This is a genomic window from Halovulum marinum (assembly GCF_009697225.1).
In the GTDB taxonomy this organism is placed as follows: domain Bacteria; phylum Pseudomonadota; class Alphaproteobacteria; order Rhodobacterales; family Rhodobacteraceae; genus Halovulum; species Halovulum marinum.
Genome location: NZ_WIND01000005.1, coordinates 92,233 through 113,343 on the forward strand (window position 1 = coordinate 92,233; position 21,111 = coordinate 113,343).

At 71.6% G+C, this 21,111-nt stretch carries 23 protein-coding genes and 1 pseudogene; 10 read left to right on the plus strand and 14 right to left on the minus strand.

All coding sequences use genetic code 11. The features are described from left to right. Nucleotides 1-64: 64 nt before the first annotated feature. A complete protein-coding gene (locus tag GE300_RS08990; RefSeq protein ID WP_154446231.1) occupies nucleotides 65-1,495 on the plus strand; it encodes a Glu/Leu/Phe/Val family dehydrogenase in 1,431 nt (476 codons plus the stop codon). Between the two features lie 65 nt (nucleotides 1,496-1,560). On the opposite strand, the gene GE300_RS08995 is transcribed toward GE300_RS08990, so the two are convergent. Then, the gene (locus tag GE300_RS08995) at nucleotides 1,561-2,046 is read right to left on the minus strand and encodes a hypothetical protein (RefSeq protein WP_154446232.1); all 486 of its coding nucleotides are present in this window, start codon (nucleotides 2,044-2,046) and stop codon (nucleotides 1,561-1,563) included. Nucleotides 2,047-2,169: 123 nt separating this feature from the next. On the opposite strand from GE300_RS08995, the gene GE300_RS09000 reads away from it, so the two are divergent. Then, nucleotides 2,170-2,421: a hypothetical protein gene (locus GE300_RS09000; RefSeq protein WP_154446233.1), complete on the plus strand. Its 252-nt coding sequence runs from the start codon at nucleotides 2,170-2,172 to the stop codon at nucleotides 2,419-2,421. Nucleotides 2,422-2,528: 107 nt separating this feature from the next. Continuing rightward, complete coding sequence (locus GE300_RS09005; RefSeq protein ID WP_154446234.1) at nucleotides 2,529-3,446, plus strand: pirin family protein; 918 nt, start codon at nucleotides 2,529-2,531, stop codon at nucleotides 3,444-3,446. Between the two features lie 21 nt (nucleotides 3,447-3,467). Here GE300_RS09005 and GE300_RS09010 read toward each other — a convergent pair whose 3' ends face one another. The 5 genes and pseudogenes from GE300_RS09010 to GE300_RS22935 all read right to left on the minus strand — a co-directional run. Then, entirely contained in the window at nucleotides 3,468-4,412 is a 945-nt protein-coding gene (locus tag GE300_RS09010; RefSeq protein ID WP_154446235.1) for an ABC transporter permease, read from the minus strand. After that, nucleotides 4,409-5,458, minus strand: coding sequence for an ABC transporter permease (locus GE300_RS09015; RefSeq protein ID WP_154446236.1), 1,050 nt, complete (start codon nucleotides 5,456-5,458; stop codon nucleotides 4,409-4,411). The genes GE300_RS09010 and GE300_RS09015 overlap by 4 nt, the downstream gene beginning before the upstream one ends. Continuing rightward, nucleotides 5,448-6,974 (minus strand): ABC transporter ATP-binding protein, encoded by a 1,527-nt coding sequence (locus tag GE300_RS09020; protein WP_154446237.1) that lies wholly within the window; start codon nucleotides 6,972-6,974, stop codon nucleotides 5,448-5,450. The genes GE300_RS09015 and GE300_RS09020 overlap by 11 nt, the downstream gene beginning before the upstream one ends. A gap of 73 nt (nucleotides 6,975-7,047) precedes the next feature. Then, nucleotides 7,048-8,028 carry a BMP family protein gene (locus GE300_RS09025; protein WP_154446238.1) on the minus strand — a complete coding sequence of 327 codons (981 nt, stop codon included), beginning with the start codon at nucleotides 8,026-8,028 and terminating at the stop codon, nucleotides 7,048-7,050. Nucleotides 8,029-8,693: 665 nt separating this feature from the next. Beyond that, a pseudogene (locus GE300_RS22935) lies at nucleotides 8,694-8,816 on the minus strand (transposase); the annotation flags it as partial. Between the two features lie 169 nt (nucleotides 8,817-8,985). Between GE300_RS22935 and GE300_RS23525 the strand changes: the two are divergent. The 6 genes from GE300_RS23525 (at nucleotide 8,986) to GE300_RS09060 (ending at nucleotide 14,994) form a co-directional block, all read left to right on the plus strand. Further along, nucleotides 8,986-9,120, plus strand: coding sequence for a hypothetical protein (locus GE300_RS23525; protein ID WP_267905431.1), 135 nt, complete (start codon nucleotides 8,986-8,988; stop codon nucleotides 9,118-9,120). A 10-nt stretch (nucleotides 9,121-9,130) separates the two neighbouring features. Then, nucleotides 9,131-9,940 (plus strand): SDR family NAD(P)-dependent oxidoreductase, encoded by an 810-nt coding sequence (locus GE300_RS09040; RefSeq protein ID WP_154446240.1) that lies wholly within the window; start codon nucleotides 9,131-9,133, stop codon nucleotides 9,938-9,940. Nucleotides 9,941-10,538: 598 nt separating this feature from the next. After that, nucleotides 10,539-12,221 (plus strand): mechanosensitive ion channel family protein, encoded by a 1,683-nt coding sequence (locus GE300_RS09045; protein WP_154446241.1) that lies wholly within the window; start codon nucleotides 10,539-10,541, stop codon nucleotides 12,219-12,221. A 210-nt stretch (nucleotides 12,222-12,431) separates the two neighbouring features. After that, entirely contained in the window at nucleotides 12,432-13,085 is a 654-nt protein-coding gene (locus GE300_RS09050) for a protein-L-isoaspartate O-methyltransferase family protein (protein ID WP_154446242.1), read from the plus strand. A gap of 73 nt (nucleotides 13,086-13,158) precedes the next feature. Beyond that, entirely contained in the window at nucleotides 13,159-14,547 is a 1,389-nt protein-coding gene (locus GE300_RS09055) for a TolC family outer membrane protein (RefSeq protein ID WP_154446243.1), read from the plus strand. Between the two features lie 39 nt (nucleotides 14,548-14,586). Next, complete coding sequence (locus GE300_RS09060; protein WP_154446244.1) at nucleotides 14,587-14,994, plus strand: hypothetical protein; 408 nt, start codon at nucleotides 14,587-14,589, stop codon at nucleotides 14,992-14,994. A 22-nt stretch (nucleotides 14,995-15,016) separates the two neighbouring features. Here the strand turns inward: GE300_RS09060 and GE300_RS09065 are convergent, their stop codons facing one another. The 7 genes from GE300_RS09065 to ccmI form a co-directional block, all read right to left on the minus strand. Continuing rightward, nucleotides 15,017-16,063 carry a DUF2235 domain-containing protein gene (locus tag GE300_RS09065; protein WP_233416895.1) on the minus strand — a complete coding sequence of 349 codons (1,047 nt, stop codon included), beginning with the start codon at nucleotides 16,061-16,063 and terminating at the stop codon, nucleotides 15,017-15,019. Between the two features lie 139 nt (nucleotides 16,064-16,202). Beyond that, nucleotides 16,203-16,514, minus strand: coding sequence for a YciI family protein (locus tag GE300_RS09070; protein WP_154446246.1), 312 nt, complete (start codon nucleotides 16,512-16,514; stop codon nucleotides 16,203-16,205). Nucleotides 16,515-16,553: 39 nt separating this feature from the next. Next, a complete protein-coding gene (locus tag GE300_RS09075) occupies nucleotides 16,554-16,997 on the minus strand; it encodes an SRPBCC family protein (protein WP_154446247.1) in 444 nt (147 codons plus the stop codon). Continuing rightward, entirely contained in the window at nucleotides 16,990-17,313 is a 324-nt protein-coding gene (locus tag GE300_RS09080) for an ArsR/SmtB family transcription factor (protein WP_154446248.1), read from the minus strand. The genes GE300_RS09075 and GE300_RS09080 overlap by 8 nt, the downstream gene beginning before the upstream one ends. A gap of 103 nt (nucleotides 17,314-17,416) precedes the next feature. Next, on the minus strand, nucleotides 17,417-17,632 hold the full coding sequence (locus GE300_RS09085; RefSeq protein WP_154446249.1) for a DUF1289 domain-containing protein: 216 nt from the start codon (nucleotides 17,630-17,632) through the stop codon (nucleotides 17,417-17,419). Next, nucleotides 17,629-18,108, minus strand: coding sequence for a Holliday junction resolvase RuvX (ruvX, locus tag GE300_RS09090; RefSeq protein WP_154446250.1), 480 nt, complete (start codon nucleotides 18,106-18,108; stop codon nucleotides 17,629-17,631). Before ruvX ends, GE300_RS09085 begins: the two co-directional genes overlap by 4 nt. Then, entirely contained in the window at nucleotides 18,105-19,328 is a 1,224-nt protein-coding gene (gene ccmI / locus GE300_RS09095; protein ID WP_154446251.1) for a c-type cytochrome biogenesis protein CcmI, read from the minus strand. The genes ruvX and ccmI overlap by 4 nt, the downstream gene beginning before the upstream one ends. A 209-nt stretch (nucleotides 19,329-19,537) precedes the next feature. Between ccmI and GE300_RS09100 the strand changes: the two genes are divergently transcribed. Further along, nucleotides 19,538-20,785, plus strand: a complete 1,248-nt coding sequence (locus tag GE300_RS09100; RefSeq protein WP_154446252.1) for a sarcosine oxidase subunit beta family protein — start codon at nucleotides 19,538-19,540, stop codon at nucleotides 20,783-20,785. Between the two features lie 74 nt (nucleotides 20,786-20,859). On the opposite strand, the gene GE300_RS09105 is transcribed toward GE300_RS09100, so the two are convergent. Beyond that, nucleotides 20,860-21,099 carry a hypothetical protein gene (locus GE300_RS09105; RefSeq protein WP_154446253.1) on the minus strand — a complete coding sequence of 80 codons (240 nt, stop codon included), beginning with the start codon at nucleotides 21,097-21,099 and terminating at the stop codon, nucleotides 20,860-20,862. Nucleotides 21,100-21,111 lie beyond the last annotated feature (12 nt).

Sequence of the window (21,111 nt, forward strand, 5' to 3'; positions counted from 1 at the left end):
GCGACACGTGCGCGGCGGCCTGCTAGGCTCGACCCACAGAAACGACACCCGGGAGTTGCGACAAATGCAGTTGGCCAAGGAACCTTCCTTCCGTCAGTCCGTGGACATCATGTTCAACCGCGCCGCGTCGCTGGTCGAACTGCCGCCCGGGCTGAAGGAGAAGATCCGCGTCTGCAACGCCACCTACACCGTGCGCTTCGGCGTGCGGCTGCGGGGCGAGCTGCACACCTTCACCGGCTACCGCTCGGTGCATTCCGAGCACATGGAGCCGGTCAAGGGCGGGATCCGCTACGCCACCAGCGTCAACCAGGACGAGGTCGAGGCGCTGGCGGCGCTGATGACCTACAAGTGCGCGCTGGTCGAGACGCCGTTCGGCGGCTCGAAGGGCGGGCTGTGTATCGATCCGACCGAGTGGGACGCGCACGAGCTGGAACTGATCACCCGCCGCTTCGCCTACGAGCTGACCAAGCGCGACCTGATCAACCCGGCGCAGAACGTGCCCGCCCCCGACATGGGCACGGGCGAGCGCGAGATGGCATGGATCGCCGACCAGTACCGGCGGATGAACACCACCGACATCAACGCCAGCGCCTGCGTCACCGGCAAGCCGACCCATGCCGGCGGCATCCAGGGCCGCACCGAGGCCACCGGCCGCGGCGTGCAGTACGCGCTGCAGGAGTTCTTCCGCCACCCCGAGGACGTGCGCACCGCCGGGCTGGACGGCGGGCTCGGCGGCAAGCGGGTCATCGTCCAGGGCCTGGGCAACGTCGGCTACCACGCTGCGCTGTTCCTGTCCGAGGAGGACGGCGCGCTGATCACCGGGGTGATCGAGCGCGACGGCGCCGTGGTCAACGAGAGCGGCCTGAACATCGCCGCGCTGCGCCTGCACATGGCCGAGACCGGCGGCGTGCGCGGCTTCGAGGGCGCGACCTTCGTCGAGCGCGGCTCGGAGGTGCTGGAATATTCCTGCGATATCCTGATTCCGGCGGCGCTGGAAGGCGTGATCAACATGCAGAACGCCGAGCACATCCGCGCGCCGCTGATCATCGAGGCCGCCAACGGCCCGGTCACCGCCGGCGCCGACGACATCCTGCGCAAGCGCGGCTGCGTCATCGTGCCGGACATGTTCGCCAACGCCGGCGGCGTCACCGTCAGCTATTTCGAATGGGTCAAGAACCTCAGCCACATCCGCTTCGGCCGGATGCAGCGCCGACAGGAGGAAGCCCGCCACATGCTGATCGTCGACGAGCTGGACCGGCTGTCGAAGAGCCACGACCTGGAGTGGACGCTGGGCAAGGACTTCCGCACCAAGTACCTGCGCGGCGCGGGCGAGCTGGAGCTGGTGCGCTCGGGGCTCGACGACACCATGCGCGGCGCCTACCAGGCGATGCGCGAGGTCTGGCACACCCGCCAGGACGTGCCGGACCTGCGCACCGCCGCCTATCTGGTCTCGATCGAGCGGGTGGCGCTGAGCTACCAGTCGAAGGGGCTGTAGGCCCGGCCGCGGGACCGGTTCCGGGACCGGCGCCTCGCGGCCCCGGCGCGCCTCGGGGACTCGGGCTAGTCGGGGAAGTGGCCGGCCTTCATCAGCGCGATCACGTCGGCCATCTGCCGCGCCGCCTTGCCCGAGGTCGCGCCGCCGACGCCGACGCGGGTGCCCAGCCGCCACCAGACGCCCGGCACCCAGGCCCGCGGCGCCGGTTCGGTCAGCTTCAGCGAGAACCCGTTCGAGGGCTTGAAGGCGAAGGCGCCGCGCTGCACCGCCTCGATCCGGTCCAGATCGGCGATCGTGCGCCCGGCGCTGTCGCGCAGCCCGCCGCGGGTCAGCACCACGTCGGTCCCGGTGGCGCGCCACACCGCCGCCGCCTGCCACAGCGCGCCGGCGCCCAGGATCGCCAGCAGGGCCTGGATCAGCAGCTGCCGCTCGGGCAGGGTCAGCGCCACCCAGATCAGCAGCAGGCCCAGCGCGACCTGCACCGCGACGCTGAACACCCGGCGGGCGCGCGAGACACGGAGGATGGCGATGGGCTCGTCGGGATCGGTCATGCCGCGCCTCTTACGGCAGCGGCGCGCCGGGCGGAAGGGGGCGCGTGCGCCGGTCACGATTTCGCCGGATTGGCGTGGTCTGGCAGCGGCATGGATGGAACACCACCGACACGCCGGGGGCGGGTGACGATCGGCACGCGGATGCCGCCGTGGCTGCCGCGGCCGCTGCACGCGCCGGCGCGGGTGCTGCTGGGGCTGGCGCTGGGCGCCGCGCTGCTGCTGTACGCCGGCGCGCTGGCGCTGCTGGCGGACCGGGTGCTGGTCGGCTGGGCGCAGGGCGCGCTGCCGGCGCCGGCGCTGGCCGGGCTGCTGGCGCTGCTGGCCGCCGGCCCGCTGCTGAAGCGGATCCTGGTCCGGCGCCGGCCGCGCCGCTGAGCGTCGTCGCCGCTGCGGAAACAATCCGGTGCGGGCGCACGGCCATGGCGCCGGCGCCGGCGACGGCCCATATTGGGGGAAACCGTTCATTCGAAAGGAGGGACGCGATGTCCTTCAGACCCGTGAAATCCGAGACCCGCGCGCAACCCGCGATCGAGGGCGCCGGCGTGCACCTGCACCGCGTCTTCGGCTTCGGCGACCCGGCCGAGGCCGACCCGTTCCTGCTGCTCGACGATTTCCGCAACGACGACCCGGCGGCCTATGCCAAGGGCTTTCCCTGGCACCCGCACCGGGGGATCGAGACCATCACCTATGTCCTGGAAGGGGAGGTCGAGCATTCCGACAGCCTGGGCAACCGCGGCGTGCTGGGCCCGGGCAGCGTGCAGTGGATGACCGCCGGCAGCGGCATCCTGCACCAGGAGATGCCGCGCGGGAACCCGAAGGGGCAGATGCACGGCTTCCAGCTGTGGGCGAACCTGCCCTCGGCGCACAAGATGACCGCGCCGCGCTATCAGGACATCCAGGGCAGCGACATCCCGGTCGTGGTCGAGGACGACGGCACGTCCGTGCGGGTGATCACCGGCGCCTTCTGGGGCCAGCGCGGCCCGGTCGACGGCATCGCCGCCGATCCGGTGTATCTGGACGTCAGCGTGCCGCCGAACGTGCGCCGCAGCCTGCCGGTGGACACCTACGCCAACGCCTTCGCCTATGTCTTCGCGGGCTCGGGCACGTTCCGCGACGCCTCGCACCCGCAGGGCGTGCGGGTCGAGAAGGAATACCGCGGCGAGGAGCTGAACATCCGCGATCTGACCGGCAACCGGACGCTGGTGCGCTTCGACAGCGGCGACGAGATCACCGTGCAGGCCGGCCCCGAGGGGATGCGCTTCCTGCTGGTCACCGGCACGCCGATCCGCGAGCCGGTCGCCTGGCAGGGGCCGATCGTGATGAACACCCGCACCGAGCTGATGCAGGCGATGCGCGATCTGCAGAACGGCACCTTCATCCAGGCCGAGGCGCAGGGCTGAGCGCCGCGCGCCGGGGCGGACCTAGCGTTCGCCCCGGCGGTAGGGCTTCATCAGCGCCTGCGGCACCCGCGCGCGGCGCGACATCACCACCAGCGCCACGATCGACAGCACATAGGGCATCATCAGGAACAGCTGGTACGGCACCGCCTTGCCGAACACCGTCTGCAGCCGCAGCTGGTAGGCGTCGAACAGCGCGAACAGCAGCGCCCCCAGCAGCGCCCGCAGCGGCACCCAGGTCGAGAACACCACCAGCGCGATACAGACCCAGCCGCGCCCCTGCACCATCGTCGGAAAGAAGCTGTTGAACGCCGCCAGCGTCAGGAACGCGCCGCCCATCGCCATCAGCGCGCTGCCGGCCATGATCGCGCCGTAGCGCAGGCGGATCGGGTTCAGGCCCTGCGCCTCGGCGGCGTGCGGGTTCTCGCCGGTCATGCGCACCGCCAGCCCCAGCGGCGTGCGCGCCATCAGGTAACCGAGGCCCAGCGCCGCGCCGATCGCCAGGTAGGTCGGCGTGGTCTGGGTGAACAGCGTCGGGCCCAGCACCGGCAGCTCGGACAGCAGCGGGATCGCCACCGGACGGAACGGCTCGACCGTGGGCGGCGTGCCCTGCACCTCGACCGCCAGCCGGAACAGGTAGTAGCTGAAGCTGGAGGCGAACAGCGTGATCCCGAGGCCGGTGACGTGCTGCGACAGGCCCAGGCTGACCGTCATCCCCGCATGCAGCAGCCCGAACGCCGCGCCCGAGACGGCGGCGGCCAGCATCCCCAGCCACAGGTCGCCGCCCTGGTACACCGTCAGCCAGCCGATCATCGCGCCGAAGGTCATGATCCCCTCGATGCCGAGGTTCAGCACCCCGGCGCGCTCGCACAGCAGCGCGCCCAGCGTGCCGAAGATCAGCGGCGTCGCGATCCGCAGCACCGAGGACCACAGGCCCAGGGTCAGAAGGATGTCGGCAAGCTCGCTCATCGGCGCACCCGGTAGCTGGTGAAGAACAGCGCCACCAGCATGGTCAGCAGCGCCAGCGAGACGGTGACGTCGGCGATGAAGCTGGGCACGTCCAGCGCCCGGCTCATGCCGTCGGCGCCGACGAACATGGTGGCGACGAACAGCGCGGCGAAGATCACCCCGATCGGGTTCAGCGCCGCCAGCATCGCCACCACGATGCCGGAATAGCCGAAGCCCGGCGACAGGTCGGTCGAGACGTAGCCCTTCACCCCCAGCACCTCGACCGCGCCGGCCAGCCCGGCGAGCCCGCCCGACAGGCAGGCGACCAGCAGCAGCGTGCGGCCGATGGGAACGCCGGAAAACCGCGCCGCGGCGGCGTTCAGGCCCGCCGCCCGCGACTGCAGGCCGAACACCGTCGCCCGGTTCACGACGAACACCGCCAGCGCCGCCAGCACGGCGACCAGCAGCCCGGCGTGCAGGCGCGAGCGCGGCACGATCTGCGGCAGCATCGCCTCTTCGGCCACCGGCACCGACTGCGGCCAGCCGAACGCCAGCGGGTCGCGCAGGAACCCCTCGACCGCCAGCGAGACGAACAGCAGCACGATGAAGTTCAGCAGCAGCGTCGTCACCACCTCGTCGACGCCGAAGCGCAGCCGCAGGAACACCGGCACCAGCAGCAGCACCATGCCCGCCACCGCCCCCGCCGCCATCAGCGCCGGGATCAGCAGCGCGGGCGGCAGGCCCGCCGGGGTCGCGGCGCCCAGCGCCACCACCGCCAGCGCCCCGGCGTAGAGCTGGCCCTCGGCGCCGATGTTCCAGACCTGCGCGCGGAACGCGACCGCGGCGGCGAGGCCGGTGAAGATCAGCGGCGTGGCGCGGGTCAGCGTCTCGGTCGCCGACAGCCGCGAGCCGAAGGCGCCGGTCAGGATCCGCCCATAGGCCTCGAGCACCGGCGCGCCGGCCAGCGCGATCAGCACCCCGGCGATGGCCAGCGCCAGCGCCATCGCCGCCACCGGCGCGCCGACCAGCCACAGCGGCGAGACCTTCTGCCGGCGTTCAAACCGCATCGTCCAGCCCCTGCCATTCGCCCGCCATCATCAGCCCCAGGCGCCGCGCGTCCAGCCGGTCGGTCGCCACCGGCGGCGACAGCCGGCCCCTGACGATCGCCTGCGCGCGGTCGGCCAGCGCCAGCACCTCGTCCAGGTCTTCCGAGATCAGGATCACGCCGCAGCCCTTGGCGCGGGCGGCCAGGATCTCGGCGTGGACGGCGGCGATCGCGCCCTCGTCCAGGCCGCGGGTCGGCTGCGCCGCGATCAGCAGGCGCGGCGCGTCCCACAGGTTGCGGCCGAAGATCAGCTTCTGCATGTTGCCGCCCGACAGCTGCCGCGTCGGCGTGTCGGGCGTGCCGCCGCGCAGATCGAACCGCTCGATCACCTTGCCGCAGAAGGCGCGGGCGGCGGCGCGGCGCACCAGCCCGCGGCGGGCGAAGCGCGGATCGCCGATCCGCTCCAGCACCGCGTTCTGCCACAGCGGGAATTCGCCCACCGCGCCCTCGGTATTGCGGTCCTCGGGGATCCGGCCGACGCCCATGCCGACCAGCGCGCGCGGCGTCAGGCCGGTGGCGTCCCGGCCCAGCAGCGTGACCTCGCCTGCGTCGGCGCGGGCCAGCCCGGACAGCAGCTGCGCCAGCGTGGTCTGGCCGTTGCCCGAGACGCCGATGATGCCCAGCACCTCGCCGGCGCGCAGCGCGAAGTCGACGCCGTGCAGGCGGGTGGCGCCCGGCACGCCGGCGGTGACGCCGCGGGCGCGCACGATCACCTCGCCGGGGGTGCCGGCCCCGCGCACCGGGCGGGTGACGCGGCGGCCGACCATCAGTTCGGCCAGTTCCTCGCGGCTGGTGGCAACGGTGGCGCGTTCGGCCACGACGCGGCCGCCGCGCAGCACCACCACGCGGTCGGCGGCGGACAGCACCTCGTGCAGCTTGTGCGAGATGAAGATGATCGACAGCCCCTGGCCCGCCATGCCGCGCAGGGTGGCGAACAGGCGCTCGGCCTCGGGGCGGGTCAGCACCGCGGTGGGCTCGTCCAGGATCAGGATCCGGGCGCGGTTGTAGAGCGCCTTGAGGATCTCGACCCGCTGCCGCTCGCCCACCGACAGCGCCGAGACGCGGGCGTCCGGATCGACCGCCAGGCCGAAACGCTCGGCCAGTTCGGCCAGCCGGGCGCGGGCGGCGCGGGTGCGGCTGGCCGGCGCGAACAGGCTTTCGGTGCCGGTCATCACGTTCTCCAGCACCGTCAGGTTCGGCGCCAGGGTGAAGTGCTGGTGCACCATGCCGACGCCGGCGCCGATGGCGTCGCGGGGCCGGCCCAGCGTCAGGTCGCGGCCGTCGACGCGCACCCGGCCGGCGTCGGGCATGTAGTGGCCGAACAGGATGTTCATCAGCGTGGTCTTGCCGGCGCCGTTCTCGCCCAGCAGCGCCAGCACCTCGCCGCGGGCGAGACTGATCGAGATGTCCTGGTTCGCGGCGACCGGGCCGAAGGCTTTCGAGATCCCGTCGAGGTGCAGAATGGGGGTGCCTGCCATGCGCTGCCCGAGTGTTGCTGGGGGACCCGGCGCGGGGCGCGCGCCGGGCCGGTCGGTGGTGGCCCTGCCGGGGTCAGGTCGGCTCGTCGAAGTCGATCTCGACGGTCAGCGCGCCGGCCTTGATCGCGGCGCGGGCCTCCTCCATCTCGGGGATCGCGTCTTCGGGAACCATCGACGGCTGGTAGACGATGTCGTTGCCGCCCTCGGCCATCAGGCAGTAGGGGGTGTAGCTGCGCCCGGTCGGATCGCCCGCGGCCTTGTCCGCCAGCGCCGCGTCCAGCAGCGGGCGGAAGTACCACATGGCGTTGGCGAACACCGTCTCGGGGTAGCGCGGCGTGTAGTCGATCAGCGAGCCGATCGCCTTGATGCCGCGCTCCTTCGCGGCGTCGGCGGTGCCGATGCGCTCGCCGAACAGGATGTCGGCGCCGGCGTCGATCTGCGCCAGCCCCGCCTCGCGCGCCTTCGGCGGGTCGAAGAAGGTGCCGATGAAGCCGATCAGGTGCTGCGCGTCGGGCCGGGTGACGTTCACCCCCTGGCGGAAGCCGTTGATCAGCATGTTGACCTCGGGGATCGGGATCGCGCCGACCGCGCCGAAGATGCCGCTGTCGCTCATCCGGCCCGACAGCATGCCGGCAAGATACGCGGCCTCGTGGTTCCAGGTGCCGAAAGTGCCGAAATTGTCGCCCGACGGCTCTCCGGAGGAGCCCATCAGGAATGCCACGTCCGGGTAGTCGCCGGCGATCTGCCGGATCTCGCGCTCGACGGCATAGGCCTCGCCGACGATCAGGTCGACGCCCTGCTCGGCGTATTCGCGGGTGGCGCGGCCGTAGTCGGTGCCGCTGACGCCTTCCGAGAACACATAGTCGATGGCGCCGTCGGCGGCGGCCTCGACCATCGCCGAGTGCAGCCGCGAGTTCCAGGCGTTCTCGACCGGCGAGGCGTGGATGCCGGCGACGCGGAGCCTGGTCTGGCCCAGCACCGGCGGCGCGGCCAGAACAAGGCCGGCGGCGGCGGTGCCCTTGAGCAGGCTGCGGCGGTTGAGGCTGTTGGACATGGGCAGGCTCCTTCTGTCGGACCGGTGACGCGCCGGCGGATCCCGGCTTTTCATTCTTTCAAAGTGTTAGCGTCCGCCGGGGCGCGTGGGAAGCGCGCTGTGCGGATCGCCGGGGCCTGGGCCTCCATGCGAGCGGCGGTGAGAAGTCGATCACGGCAGCGGCGCATGATCCGCCGCGCAGGTTTCTGTCCGTGAAATGGCGGGTGCGGCCCTGGGTCTCCATTCGCGTGCGGCGCCTTGGCCTTGCGGGCGGTCCTGTCTGCAATAGCCACGGTAACACGCCGTGTCTTGCGACCGAGCTGCAACTTGAATCAGGCAACGGTTCGAGTGTCGTTCCTGCCGGTGCGCCGTGTCACCGAGGTGGCGCCAACGCCCAGCAATCGGGACAGTGTCCCGGGCTTGGTGCAGGAGACCGCGCGCGAAGTTCCCGGCGTAGCGCAACCCGTGGCCGGTTGTGACGCTGGTGGCCACTGTCGAACATCGCGGAAGGTAAGCGTTGCAAAACCTTGAACCGAACGCGGTGACACCGATGACCGTACCAAGAGTGGCGCTGATCGGCTGATCTGAATCCGGGCCGATCGCGACCTTGTCTGTGTCATGCTGCCGTTCGCGGCCGACAAGATCATGGAATTGGAAGCTGAAGCGGGCACCGGAGCGATGAAGATGAAGGTGTAGATGGTCGCCGAGCTGATCCCGTGCCGCCGGCAGATGTCGTCCATCTTGGCACCGGTCCCATGCTCCTTCAGCACGCCGATGATCTTCTCCTCGCTGAATCGCTTGTGCTTCATGGCCTTTCCACCTTCGGTCATTGCCGTCCTTCGGCGATGCCGGGCGGGTCTGCGACCCTTTCGTCTACCTCAGCGTGCTGGCGGCCCTGACCCGGGACGTCGCGCTGGGCGTGGAACGGATGCGGCGCCGACTCCGATCCATCTCGGCTTCCGGTCTGGCACCGACCGCATGCGGCGCTATCTGGCGCAGGTCCGCGACTTCGGCATCAACCATGTCGCGCTGGATCTGCGGTTCACCGGCGCAGACATGGAAGACACCATGCTGCGGCAGGCGGACGAGATCCTGCCGGACTTCCACGGCTGAGGAGGCCTCAATGCCCAAGACGATCCTGATCACCGGCGCGACCGACGGCATCGGCCTGCTGACCGCGAAGACGCTTGCCGCCAAGGGCCACGCGGTCCTGCTGCACGGCCGCAGCGCCGAAAAGCTGGAAAGCGCCGCGCACGAGGTGGGCGGCCGGCCGGAGACGTTCCGCGCCGAGCTGTCCCGGCTCGACGAGGTCGCGGCGCTGGCCGATGAAATCCGCGCCCGCCACGACCGGCTCGACGTGCTGATCAACAACGCGGGCGTCTACAGGACCTCGCAGACCCGCACGCCCGAGGGGTTCGACACCCGCCTTGTCGTCAACACCCTCGCGCCCTTCCTGCTGACGCGGCGCCTGCTGCCGATCATCCCGAAGGACGGCCGGGTGGTGAACCTGTCCTCGGCGGCCCAGGCGCCGGTGGATGTCGACGCCCTGCGCGGCAGGCACGCCCTCGATCACATGCAGGCCTACGCCCAGAGCAAGCTGGCGATCACCATCTGGACGCAGGAGATGGCCCGCGCCCATCCGGACGGTCCGGCCTTCATCGCCGTGAACCCCGGCTCGCTGCTGGCCACGAAGATGGTCAGGGAAGGCTTCGGCGTCGCGGGCAACGACCTGGCGATCGGCGCCGACATCCTGCGGCGCGCGGCCCTGTCCGACGCCTTCGCCGGCGCCTCCGGCCGCTATTTCGACAACGACAGCGGGGGCTTCGCGCAGCCCCACCCGGCGGCATGTGACAAGGCACAGGTCGCCGCGGTCATGGACGCGATCCGCGAGCTTGTCGGCGAGACCGGGCGCGGCGGGACGGTGGCAGGCTGACCGGCGGGGACGGGGCCGGGATTTGCTCGGGGAGTCATCGGGCGCAGGCGGGACGTTCGGCGGCGGCGTTCTGCGGCGGTGTTCGGGGGCCAGGGCCGGCTGCCGCCCAGGGTCGGCTTTCGTCGGTGAGGCAGATCGCCGGGCTGCACCGTTGTCGAGGCATCGTCGTCGCGGCATCATCGCTATCCGCGATCCGAAGTGCGCGGTATCGCATCGCGCCGCCGATGGACCCGTGCTTGTGCGCGCCATGGATGCGCGTGTTTGTCGACCGTGGGGTGGGGCGAGGTCGCGCTTGCGCAGATTCCCGAGAACCGACTGCGGCCGGGGCGCGCGCGCGACGGCGACGACAATCCGGCCGGTATGGACGCCGGTGCGGGAACTTGACGCCGGGCACCTTTGCGGCCCAACCTTGCGGGGCAAGCCCGGCCGGCCGAGGGCGGGCCGGAGTTCGGGGGCCCGGCACGACAGCAGCCCCTGGCCTCAGCCCTGGCCTCGCCACCAGCGGCTGTCCGGCCGAAAGGCCACTTGGAAAGCTGGCCGAAAGGCCACCTGGAAAGCCGGCCGCGGGGCCGCCTGGAAAGCCGGCCGGAAGGGTCACATGACAAGATCGACGAGACCCGCGCGGCACCTGAAGCTTCTTGCGGCGCGGCTGTTGGCGGTTGTGATCTGGGCCTGGTCCCCGGCCCTTGCGCAGGACCCGGCCAGTGCCTCGGAGCCCTTCGCCTTCGAGGTGGAGGCGATCAACGAGGGGTTGCCGCCGCTGGAGCGGTCGCTCCGGCTCGACACGCCCAGGGCCGCGCTCGAGTCGTACCTCGAGGCGATCCGGGACGACCGGTTCGGGCGGGCCGCCTACGCGCTGAACCTGAACGCCATTCCCGTCGAGCAGCAGGCGGGGCGGGCGCCGGAACTGGCGCTGATGCTGGCGTTCATCCTGCGGCGCTACGACCTGATCGACTGGGCCGAGATCCCGGACCAGCCGGACGCCCGGGTGCTGCCGGGCATGCAGCAGTCGGCGGGCCCCTACAGCCGAAGATCGGTCGAGCTGGGCGAGGTCGAGCTGGACGGCCGCCCGGTGCCGATCAGCCTGCAACGGTTCCGGACGGCGGACGGAGAGCCGGTCTGGCTGTTTTCGCCCTACACCGTCGAACGTGCCGAGGAGATATTCGCGAAGGTGCGGCCGGGGCTGATCAGCGCCTGGATCCCCCTGGAGCAGCGTCTGGACACCCTGGGGCAACCGTCGCTGGCCGAGTGGATCGCGACCGCGGTGCTGCTGCTGGCCGCGGCGCTGATCTGGCTGGCGAGCTATTTCGCGCTGAAGGCGCTGAGCCGGTTCCTGCCGCCGGTCTGGGCGCGTGCCGGGCGCAAGATCGCGCTGCCGTTCTCGGTCCTGCTGGCGGCGATCGCGGTGCGGATCGGGCTCAACAACCTGGTGCTGCTGACGGGGCCGGTGGCGTCCAAGGTCGACATCGGCTCGGAAGTGGTCGGGCTGGCGGCCGGCGCCTGGCTGTTCATCCAGACGGTGTCGGCCGGAACGCTCGCCCTCAGCCAGCGCTATGTTGTCCCGCTTGCCGCGGACGATCCGGAGAACCGCAGGATAAAGACCACCGTCTATGTGATGCGGCGGATGGCGCTGGTGGTCGTGACGCTGCTGACCATCGGCTACATCGTCCACAGGGTCGGCGTGTTCGAGAGCTTCGCGCTGTCGCTGCTGGCTTCGGCGGGCGCGATCGGCGTGCTGGTCGCGATCGCGGCGCAGCCGCTTCTGGGCAACATGGTCGCCGGGTTCCAGATCGCCCTGACCGATCCGGTCCGCATCGGCGACGTGGTGGTCTACGACGGCCACTGGGCGACCGTCGAGGACATCAGCTTTGCCCACACGGTGCTGCGCACCTGGCTCGACACGCGCCTGATCGTGCCGCATTCCGATTTCCTGTCCAAGCCGTTCGAGAACTGGTCGAAGGAGGGCGAAGCGGTCCGGCGCATCGTCAAGCTTTCGGTCGACTACCGCATAGACGTCGATCAGGTTCGCGAGAAGGTGCACGAGATCGTCGAGGGCGACCCGCGCTCGACGGACACGCCGATCGTCGAGCTGGTGGAAGCCGACGCGGACGCCGCCGTGCTCTGGATCTGGATCGCCGGCACCACGGCCTTCACCTCGTGGTACCTGCACAACGAGATCCGGGAAAAGCTGCTGAGCTATCTGAAGGATCTCGACGAGGGCGCCTATCTGCCCCGTCAGCGGCATGTCCTTCTGCGGACCGAGCGGCGGCGCGAACCCTGAAGCGGCGCGGAGGGCGTGGTGCCGGTGCGGCCCAGCGATCCGCTGCCGAACCGCTCCGCCACGCCGAAACGCTGCCGGGCGCGCGGGACGTGCCGGCCCCGACGCATCGCGCCGGACGGAAACGGGGCGGGGCGGCGCGCTCGGCGTTGCCCACGGGCGGCAGATGTGGCACATCGCTAGCACCCCAAGGCTCGAGCGAAAGAACCTGCGATGACCGACTACGCCGCTGCGCGCACCATAATGGTAGACAGCCAGGTGCGGCCTTCCGATGTCACCCGCTATCCGATCATCGAGGCCATGCTGGCCGTCCCGCGCGAGGAGTTCGTGCCGGCGGCGCTGAAACCGGTGGCCTATGCCGGCGCGCACGTGCCGCTGAGCGGCAACCGGGTGGTGCTGGATCCGCGCGTGTTCAGCAAGATCATCGACGCGCTGGAGGTCGGCCCGAGGGATCTGGTGCTGGATGTGGGCTGCGGCCTGGGCTACTCGACCGCCGTCATCTCCCGGCTGGCCGAGGCGGTGATCGCCGTCGAGGAGATCCCCGAGATGGCCGCCGAGGCCGCCGAGACCCTGGCCGCGCAGGGCGCCGACAACGCCGTCGTCACCGAGGGGCCGCTGGCGGGGGGCGATCCCTCGCACGGGCCCTACGACGTGATCGTGCTGGAGGGCGGCGTCGAGCAGTTGCCCGAGGCGCTGCCGGCGCAGCTGAAGGACGGCGGGCGCATCGCGATGATCCATATCGAGGGCACCGCCGGTCGGGCGCGGATCGGGTTCAAGACCGGCGGGCGCATCGCCTGGCGCTACATTTTCGACGCGACCGCGCCGGTACTTGAGGGTTTCGAAGCAACACCCGGATTCAAATTCTAGATTCCCGCTTTGTGCGGTGCGGGGCTGCGCATAGCATCGGTTGTCGAGCAGTCATACAACAGGCGACCGAAAAATGCCGTACTCCCGTCTCGCCGGCCCGTTCGTGGCCGGAGCGCTGAGCGTTCTGGGTGCCTTGGCGCCCGCGCAGGCCGAAACCCTTACCGACGCGCTGATCAAGGCCTACCAGATGAGTCCGGTGCTGGAGGCGGAGCGCGCCGCGCTGCGCAACACCGACGAGCGCGTGGCGCTGGCGCGCAGCGCCCGCCGGCCGTCGCTGACCGCGCTGGGCAGCGCCGAGGTCGCGGCGGACGAGAACAGCGACTGGGAGCTGTTCGACACCTACCAGGCGCAGCTGCAGTCCAGCCTGCTGCTTTATGACCACGGCCAGACCGCCGCGGCGATCGACGCCGCCAAGTCCGCCGTCGCCGCCGGCCGCGCGCAGCTGCGCAACGTCGAGCAGGTGGTGCTGCTGAACACCGTCGCCGCCTTCATGGACGTGCGCCGCAACATCCAGTCGGTGCAGGTGGCGCGCAACAACGTCTCGGTGCTGCAGGAGCAGGTACGCGCCACCCGCGACCGGTTCGACCTGGGCGAGGTCACCCGCACCGACGTCAGCCTGGCCGAGGCGCGGCTGGCGCAGGCGCGGGCCAACCTGGCCGCCTTCGAGGGCCAGCTGACCACCGCCCGCGAGGCCTATCTGGCCGTGGTCGGCGCGCCGGCACGCGACCTGCAGGCGCCGCCGGCGCTGCCGCAGGTGCCGCAGGCGCTGGAGCGGATCGAGGCGATCGCCATGCGCGAGCACCCGGCGCTGAACGCGGCGCGCTATCTGGAGACGGTCGCGCAGTACGACCTGACCCGGGCCCGCGCCGCCCGTGGCCCCAGCGTCAGCCTGGAGGCGACCGCCACCGCCCGCAACGCCGACGGCCTGACCGGGCGCAGCGACAATCTGGGCGTCGGCGTCGGCGTCACCGGCCGGGTGCCGCTGTATGCCGGCGGCGAGCTGAGCGCGCTGGTCCGGCAGGCCGAGGCGGTGCTGCAGCAGCGCCGTTTCGAGGTGCAGGACACCGCGCGCAGCATCCGCGAGGAGGCCGCCGTGGCGCTGTCGAACCTGCGCGTCGCGCGTGCCACCATCGTCGCCAACCGCGAGGAGGTGCGCGCCGCGCAGGTTGCCTTCGAGGGCGTGCAGGAGGAAGCCATCCTCGGCGCGCGCACCACGCTGGACGTGCTGGACCTGGAGCAGGACCTGCGCGACGCGCAGCTGGCGCTGGCCACTTCCCTGCGCGACGAATACGTGGCAGCCTACCAGTTGCTGTCCGCGATGGGGCTGTTGAGTGTCGAGTTCCTGAACCTGGGTATCCCCACCTACAATCCGGACGTGAACTACAACCGGGTCCAGAATGCGCCCTATTCGACCGTCGAGGGCGGCATCCTGGAAAAACTCCGCGACCGTTACGCCCGCTGAGGCGGGCGCGACGGCGTCGAACGATTTGGGGACCGATCGATGAGCGATTCCGACGGCCGTCCGGAAGACGACGACCTGCTGACCACGATCCGCGCGCTGGTGTCCGAGGAGGCCGAGCGCGCCGCGCCGCGCCGGCCGGCGTCGGCGCCGAACGCCTTTGCGCCCGAGGCCGAGCCGGCAGCAGCGGCAGATCCAGATACAGGCCGGGCGCCGACACCGGCCGGGTCGGCGCCGCTGGTGCTGGACAACCCGGTGCGTCCGGGCCCGCGCGGCGAGGCGACGGCACCGATGTACGACGAGGAGGCGCTGCGCGCGGTGGTCACCGAACTGGTGCGCGACGAGCTTGACCAGCTGATGGGCGATGCGCTGGAGATGCGCATCCGCAAGGCGGTGCGGCGCGAGATCGCCCGACTGGCCGCGCGGCGCGCGGAACGGGCCGGCGGCTGAGCCCGGCGCGCGGCCGGCCCGCTCAGGACGCCGGGTCGGGATCCGGGTCGGAGGTGACGTCGATGCCGTCGTCCGCCCAGCGCGCCCGCGCGCGGTAGCGCGGCAGCGCGTCACGGCGCGCCTGCACGCTGGGATGCTCGGATTCGCAGGGGCCCCGGCCGGCGATGCGCGCGGCGCGCGTCACGAAATAGCGCCCGTTCTGCCGCCAGGTGCCGAACGCCGGCGCGGCGGCGTCGGTGGGAAAGCGCGCGCGCCAGTTCTCGGGCAGCAGCAGACCGCAGGACTCGGCGCGGCCGAGCATCCAGACCAGCGGAATGTTCGACAGCGGCCGCGCGGCGGGAAAGCCGCCGACCTGGCCGCCGATATCGGCGTGGGCGCCGGCGAACCAGACCTGCTCCAGCCGGCCGGCGCCGGCGCCGTTGCGTTCCCACAGCACCGGTGCATAGGCGGTGCGGGTCTCGTCCAGCGCCAGCGCGTGGCAGGCGTGGCCGACGTTCGGGCCCAGGTGGTGATCGTGGAAATCCGTCGCCATCGGCGCCAGGTGGCTGAGGAACGGGTAGGGGATGCCCAGCGCGCTGACGGTGTCGAAGGCGCCGATGAACTGGATCGGCACGTCGCGCCGGCAGTAGCGGCGCGAGAACCGCTCGGCGTGGTCGTTGGGCATCGGCGACTGGTAGTAGCGGAACGCCCGGTGGATCCGGCGCTGGGTCGCGTGGCGCCGCCGCAGCAGGCCGATGCGGCCGATGAAGCCACCCAGCGAGCGCACCGCGTAGGCGCCGCGGGAATAGCCGAACAGGATGATCCGGTCGCCCTCGACATAGCGCGAGCACAGCGTCGCGTAGCCCGCCTCGATGCTGTGGTTGATCGTCGATCCGGCAATCACCGTCACCCACTTGCCCCATCCGGTGCCCTGCACGCCCGGATCGTAGCCCACGGTCTGCCGGGCGTTCGGACCCAGCGACGCGAGCAGCTTGTAGATCAGGCCGACATTGCTTTCATGGCCGTCGTGCAACCGGCTGAGGGTGCCGTCGATCAGGAAAACATGGGTGCGTGTCGGACGCTCGGGCATGGCTCCAGTAGACGCGCGGAACGTGCCTGCCGCAAGTGTCGCGGCGCACGCCGGGCGCGGTTTTGCCGCGACCGGTGCCGTCGGGAGGCGGGCGGCGGGCGGCGCGGGCAATCGGCCGCGCGTCGCCCGCCGCGCCGGCTCACATCTGCAGCACCTCGGCGACCTCGACGCTGCCGCCATCGCTGAGGATCGGGCAGCCCTTGGCCATCGCCACCGCCGCGTCCATGTCCGGCGCCTCGACCTGGGTCAGGCCGGACACCGGGTTGGCGCCGCCGTTCTGCGCGACGCCGCTGTTGCTGACGGTCTGCGACATGCCGCAGGGCCCGCCGCCGTCGACCACGGCATTGCCCATGCCGCCGTACCAGTCGTTCCAGGCCGCCATCACCTTCTCGCCCTGTTCGGGCGATTCCGGTTTCTTGCCGCCGTGATAGGCGAAGACGTATTTCGGCATTGCTTTCTCCTCCTCTGCTTATCCTTCCGATCCGCGCGCTCAGGCCGCGGGCGGCGCGGCGAGCCGCCGCTCGAGCTTGCCGAGCGACGAGGTCCATCCCTCGGTGTGCCGCGCGGCGACGGCGTCATCGGCCAGGCCGCTGTGGGTCAGCACCAGCTCGGTGCCGCCGTCGCGGGCGTGCAGCTCGAACCGCACGTGGCTTTCCGGGCCGCGCTGCCCGGCGTCGTCGTGCCAGCCCCAGGTGAACGCGACCGAGGCCGGCGGATCGACATGCTCGACCTGCCCCGAGACCTTGTAGACCGCGCCGTCGGGGGCGTGCATCTCCGAGAACCACGGGCCGGGGCGCGAGAAGTCCAGCGCGTGCACCGGCACCGTCAGCCCTTCGGGGCCCCACCATTCCAGCAGCAGCTTGGTGCGGGTCAGATGGTCGAAGACCCGGGTGCGGTCGGCGCGGAAGAAGCGGGTGAGCGTCAGGTCAGACATCCGTGCGGTCCCCTTCCACGGCGCGCTGCAACCGGTCGAGGCTGCTTGCCCAGAACTGCCGGTGCGAAATCGCCCAGCGGTGGATCGACTGCAGCGCCGCCGGATTGGCCGAGTATAGCCGACGCTGGCGCTCGGCGCGACGTACCAGCACGCCGGCGTCGCACAGCACCTTGAGATGCCGCGACACCGAGGGTGCCGAGACGGCGACCACGCCGCAGATCTCGCCCGCGCTCTTCTCGCCCTCGGCCAGCAGGCGCTCGACGATGGCGAAGCGGGTCGGATCGCCCAGCGCGGCGAAGGCGTCGGGAAGCGGCATCGGGTGTCGTGCTCTCCAGTTTCCGTTATTAGCTAAAATAGAAAATACACGGAGTCAAAGATTCCTTTTCCGTGCCATGGCCGGTTTCGGCCAGGTTCGGGCTTCAGCGCCGGGCGGCGCGTCCGCCGCGGCGCGTGGTGGGCGCGGCCTGCCGGTCGGGCAGGGCGGCGAGCACCGCGCGCCGCTCGTCGGGCGTCATCGCCGACCAGCGGGCGATCTCGTCCCCGGTGCGGGCGCAGCCGATGCAGAGCCGCGTTTCCGGGTGCAGCATGCAGATGTTGACGCAGGGGCTTTCGATGCCGTCGCGCGCGCCGCTCATGACGCCGCTCCGGCCATGTACGCGAGCCGGTCCAGGAAGCCCTGCAGGATCAGCGCCGCGGCGACGTGGTCGATCACCTCGGCCCGGCGGCGGCGCGAGGTGTCGGCCTCGAGCAGCGCGCGCTCGGCGGCGACGGTGGACAGGCGCTCGTCCCACAGCATCAGCGGGATCGGGTGCCGCGCGGTGAAGTTGCGGGCGAAGGCGCGGGTGGACTGGGCGCGGGGCCCCTCGCTGCCGTCCATGTTGCGCGGCAGGCCCAGCACCAGGCCGCCGATCTGCCGGCCGTCGATCAGCGCCTGCAGCGCGTCGGCGTCGGTGCCGAACTTCTTGCGCTTCAGCGTCTGCAGCGGCGTCGCCACGCTGAGCCGGTTGTCCGAGACCGCGACGCCGATTGTCCTGGTGCCCAGGTCCAGCCCGATCAGCGCGCGCCCCTGCGGCAGCGCGGCGCGGAAGGCGGCGGCGTCCTCGTGGATCATCGCACGATCTCCGCATCGCGCGCGGCGCGTTCGATCAGCGCCAGGTCGCGCGGCGCCGAGGCGAAGATCGTGCGCGCCTCGCGGTAGACGTCGTTGGCCTGGCCGCGCTCGCCCAGCACGCCCAGCGCGCGGATCAGCTGCGCCCAGTCCTCGGCCGGGCCGCCCTCGGTCGCCAGCCGTCCGGACAGCCGATCGACCATGCCGCGGATCATCTGCGCCCGATCCTCGGGGCTGAGGTCCTGCGCGGCGGCGATGTCGTCCTGCGTCGGCCCGGTCGCGGTGCTGCCGGGCAGCGGCGGCACCGGCTGGCCGGCGGCGCGCGCCACCTCGGGCATCTGCGCGGCGATCGGCGCGACCCAGGGCGCGTCCGGCGCGCTTTCCGCCAGCAGCCGCGCCCACAGCCCGTAGGCGATATCCGGCCGGCCCGCCTGCAGCGCGCCGAACCCCGAGAAATAGCGCGCGCGGGGGTGCTGCGGGTCCAGATCCAGCGCCGCCACCAGCGCCGCCTCGGCCTCGGGCGAGACATAGCCCTGCGCCGCCAGGATGCGGAACTCGGCCAGGTTGACCAGGTCGGCGGCGGTGGCGTCGGCGCCGACGATCTCCAGCACCCGGGTCTGCGCCTCGGCCGCCTGCGGGAACCGGCCCAGGCGCGCCAGCGAGGCGGCGAGCAGGCGGTGCCCGCGCTCGTCCGTCGGCCGGTCGGCGAGCGCGGCCTGCAGCCGCTCGATCAGCGCCAGCTGCTCGGGGTCGGCCTCGGGCGGGTCGGCGCGCCCGGCGGCGGCCAGCTGCGCCTCGGCCTCGGCCTGGCCGGGGCGCTCGGCCCAGGCCTGCGCGGCCTCGGCCAGGCGGCGGGCCAGCGGCCGGTCCGGCGCGCCGGCGTCGCCGAGCACCGCGTAGAGCGCGCCGCCGCCGCCCAGAACGAACGCCGCGGTCAGCGCCGCGGCCACCAGATTCATCCTGCCGGGGGCCGCCGCGTCGCCGGCGTCGGCGCGGTCGGTGGCGGCGAGCAGGCGGCGCGATACCTCGGCGCGCAGCGCGCCGGCCTCGGCCTCGGTCAGGGTGCCGCGCGCCAGGTCGGCCTCGACCTCGTCCAGCTGGGCGCGGTAGACCCGCGCCGCGCGGTCGGCGCGGCCGGCGGCCGCACCGGGCCGCAGCATCGCGCGCGTCAACACCGCGGCGACGATCAGCCCGAGGATTGCGGCGACTGCCCAGAAGATCATCGTTGACCTGCCCTTTCGAACGAGGGGCCATTATCGACGTCGGCGGACCGGCTGCAATGCGCATATCGTTGCACCCGCGCCGGGGCGGATGAAAATGTCGCGATTGGGAATCATTGTGCCGCAGGCCGGTGCGGCCGGGCGCGGCGGGTCGGGCTAGACCGGTAGGCGGCCGGCGTGCCGGCGTGCTGGCCCGGCGAAGAGGGGGTTGGATGAAGCGGTATTCGGCGTTCGCCATCGCGCGGGAAGCCCTGCGTCACCACGCGGGATGGGAGCGGGCCTGGGCCTCGCCCGAGCCGCGCGCGCAGTACGACGTGGTGATCGTCGGCGCCGGCGGGCACGGGCTGGCCACCGCCTACTACCTGGCGAAGAACCACGGCATCACCAATGTCGCGGTGCTGGAGAAGGGCTGGCTGGGCGGCGGCAACACCGGGCGCAACACCACGATCATCCGCTCGAACTACCTGCAGGACGAGAGCGCGGCGATCTTCGAGAAGTCGCGGACGCTGTACGAGACGCTGAGCCAGGAGCTGAACTACAACATCATGTTCAGCCCGCGCGGGGTGATGATGCTGGCGCAGACCGAGCACGAGCTGCGCGCCTGGAAGCGCACCGCGCACGCCAACCGGCTGGCCAGCATCCAAAGCCGCATGGTCACCCCGGACGAGGTGCGGAAGATCGTCAAGGTCATCAATATCGACGGGCCGCGCTATCCGGTGCTGGGCGGGCTGTGGCAGCCGCGCGGCGGCACCGCGCGGCACGACGCCGTCGCCTGGGGCTATGCCCGCGCCGCGTCCGACTTGGGCGTGCACATCATCCAGAACTGCGCCGTGACCGGCGTCGACCGGGACGCGACCGGAGTCACCGGGGTGCAGACCGGCAAGGGGCCGATCCGCTGCAACAGGCTGTGCTTAGTCGTCGCCGGCTCGTCCGGGGTGCTGGCCGAGATGGCGGGGTTCCGCCTGCCGGTGGAATCGCTGGCGCTGCAGGCGCTGGTCAGCGAGCCGATCAAGCCGGTGCTGGACTGCGTGGTGATGGCGAACACGGTGCACGGCTACATCAGCCAGTCGGACAAGGGCGAGCTGGTGATCGGCGGCGGCGCCGACGGGTTCAACAACTACACCCAGCGCGGCAGTTTCCAGCACGTCGAGGAGACCGTGCGCGCGCTGGTCGAGACCTTTCCGCTGATCAGCCGGCTGAAGATGCTGCGGCAATGGGGCGGGATCGTCGACATGACCGGCGACCGCTCGCCGATCATCGGCCCGGCGCCGGTGCCCGGCATCTTCCTCAACTGCGGCTGGGGCACCGGCGGGTTCAAGGCGATCCCCGGCTCGGGCTGGGCCACCGCCGAGATGCTGGCCGACGGCGCGCCGCGGGCGCTGGCGGCGCCGTTCTCGCTGGAGCGGTTCGCCGAGGGGCGGATGATCGACGAGAGCGTCGCCGCGGCGGTGGCGCATTGACCGGGCGCGCGCTCAGCCCGACGGCCTCGGCAGAGGCGACGGCCGGCATGCGAAGCCCATCGGTCGGGCCGCGGTCAGAGCCCGCGGCCGAAGTCGTAGTGGTCCGGTTTGCTGTGCGCCCGCGCCCTGCGTGCCGGGGTGAACAGCCGGAACAGCACGAACACCGCCACCGCCGCGAAGACGTAGAGGGTGATGGCGTTCAGACCGTCTGTACTTTCGATCCCGAACGGCTTGTACAGGAACTCGCCGACGGTTTCCTTGGCGTTGCCATGGAACTTCACGAGGTCGGTGACCCACCGCTGGTGCTCAGACATGCGCAATCCCCC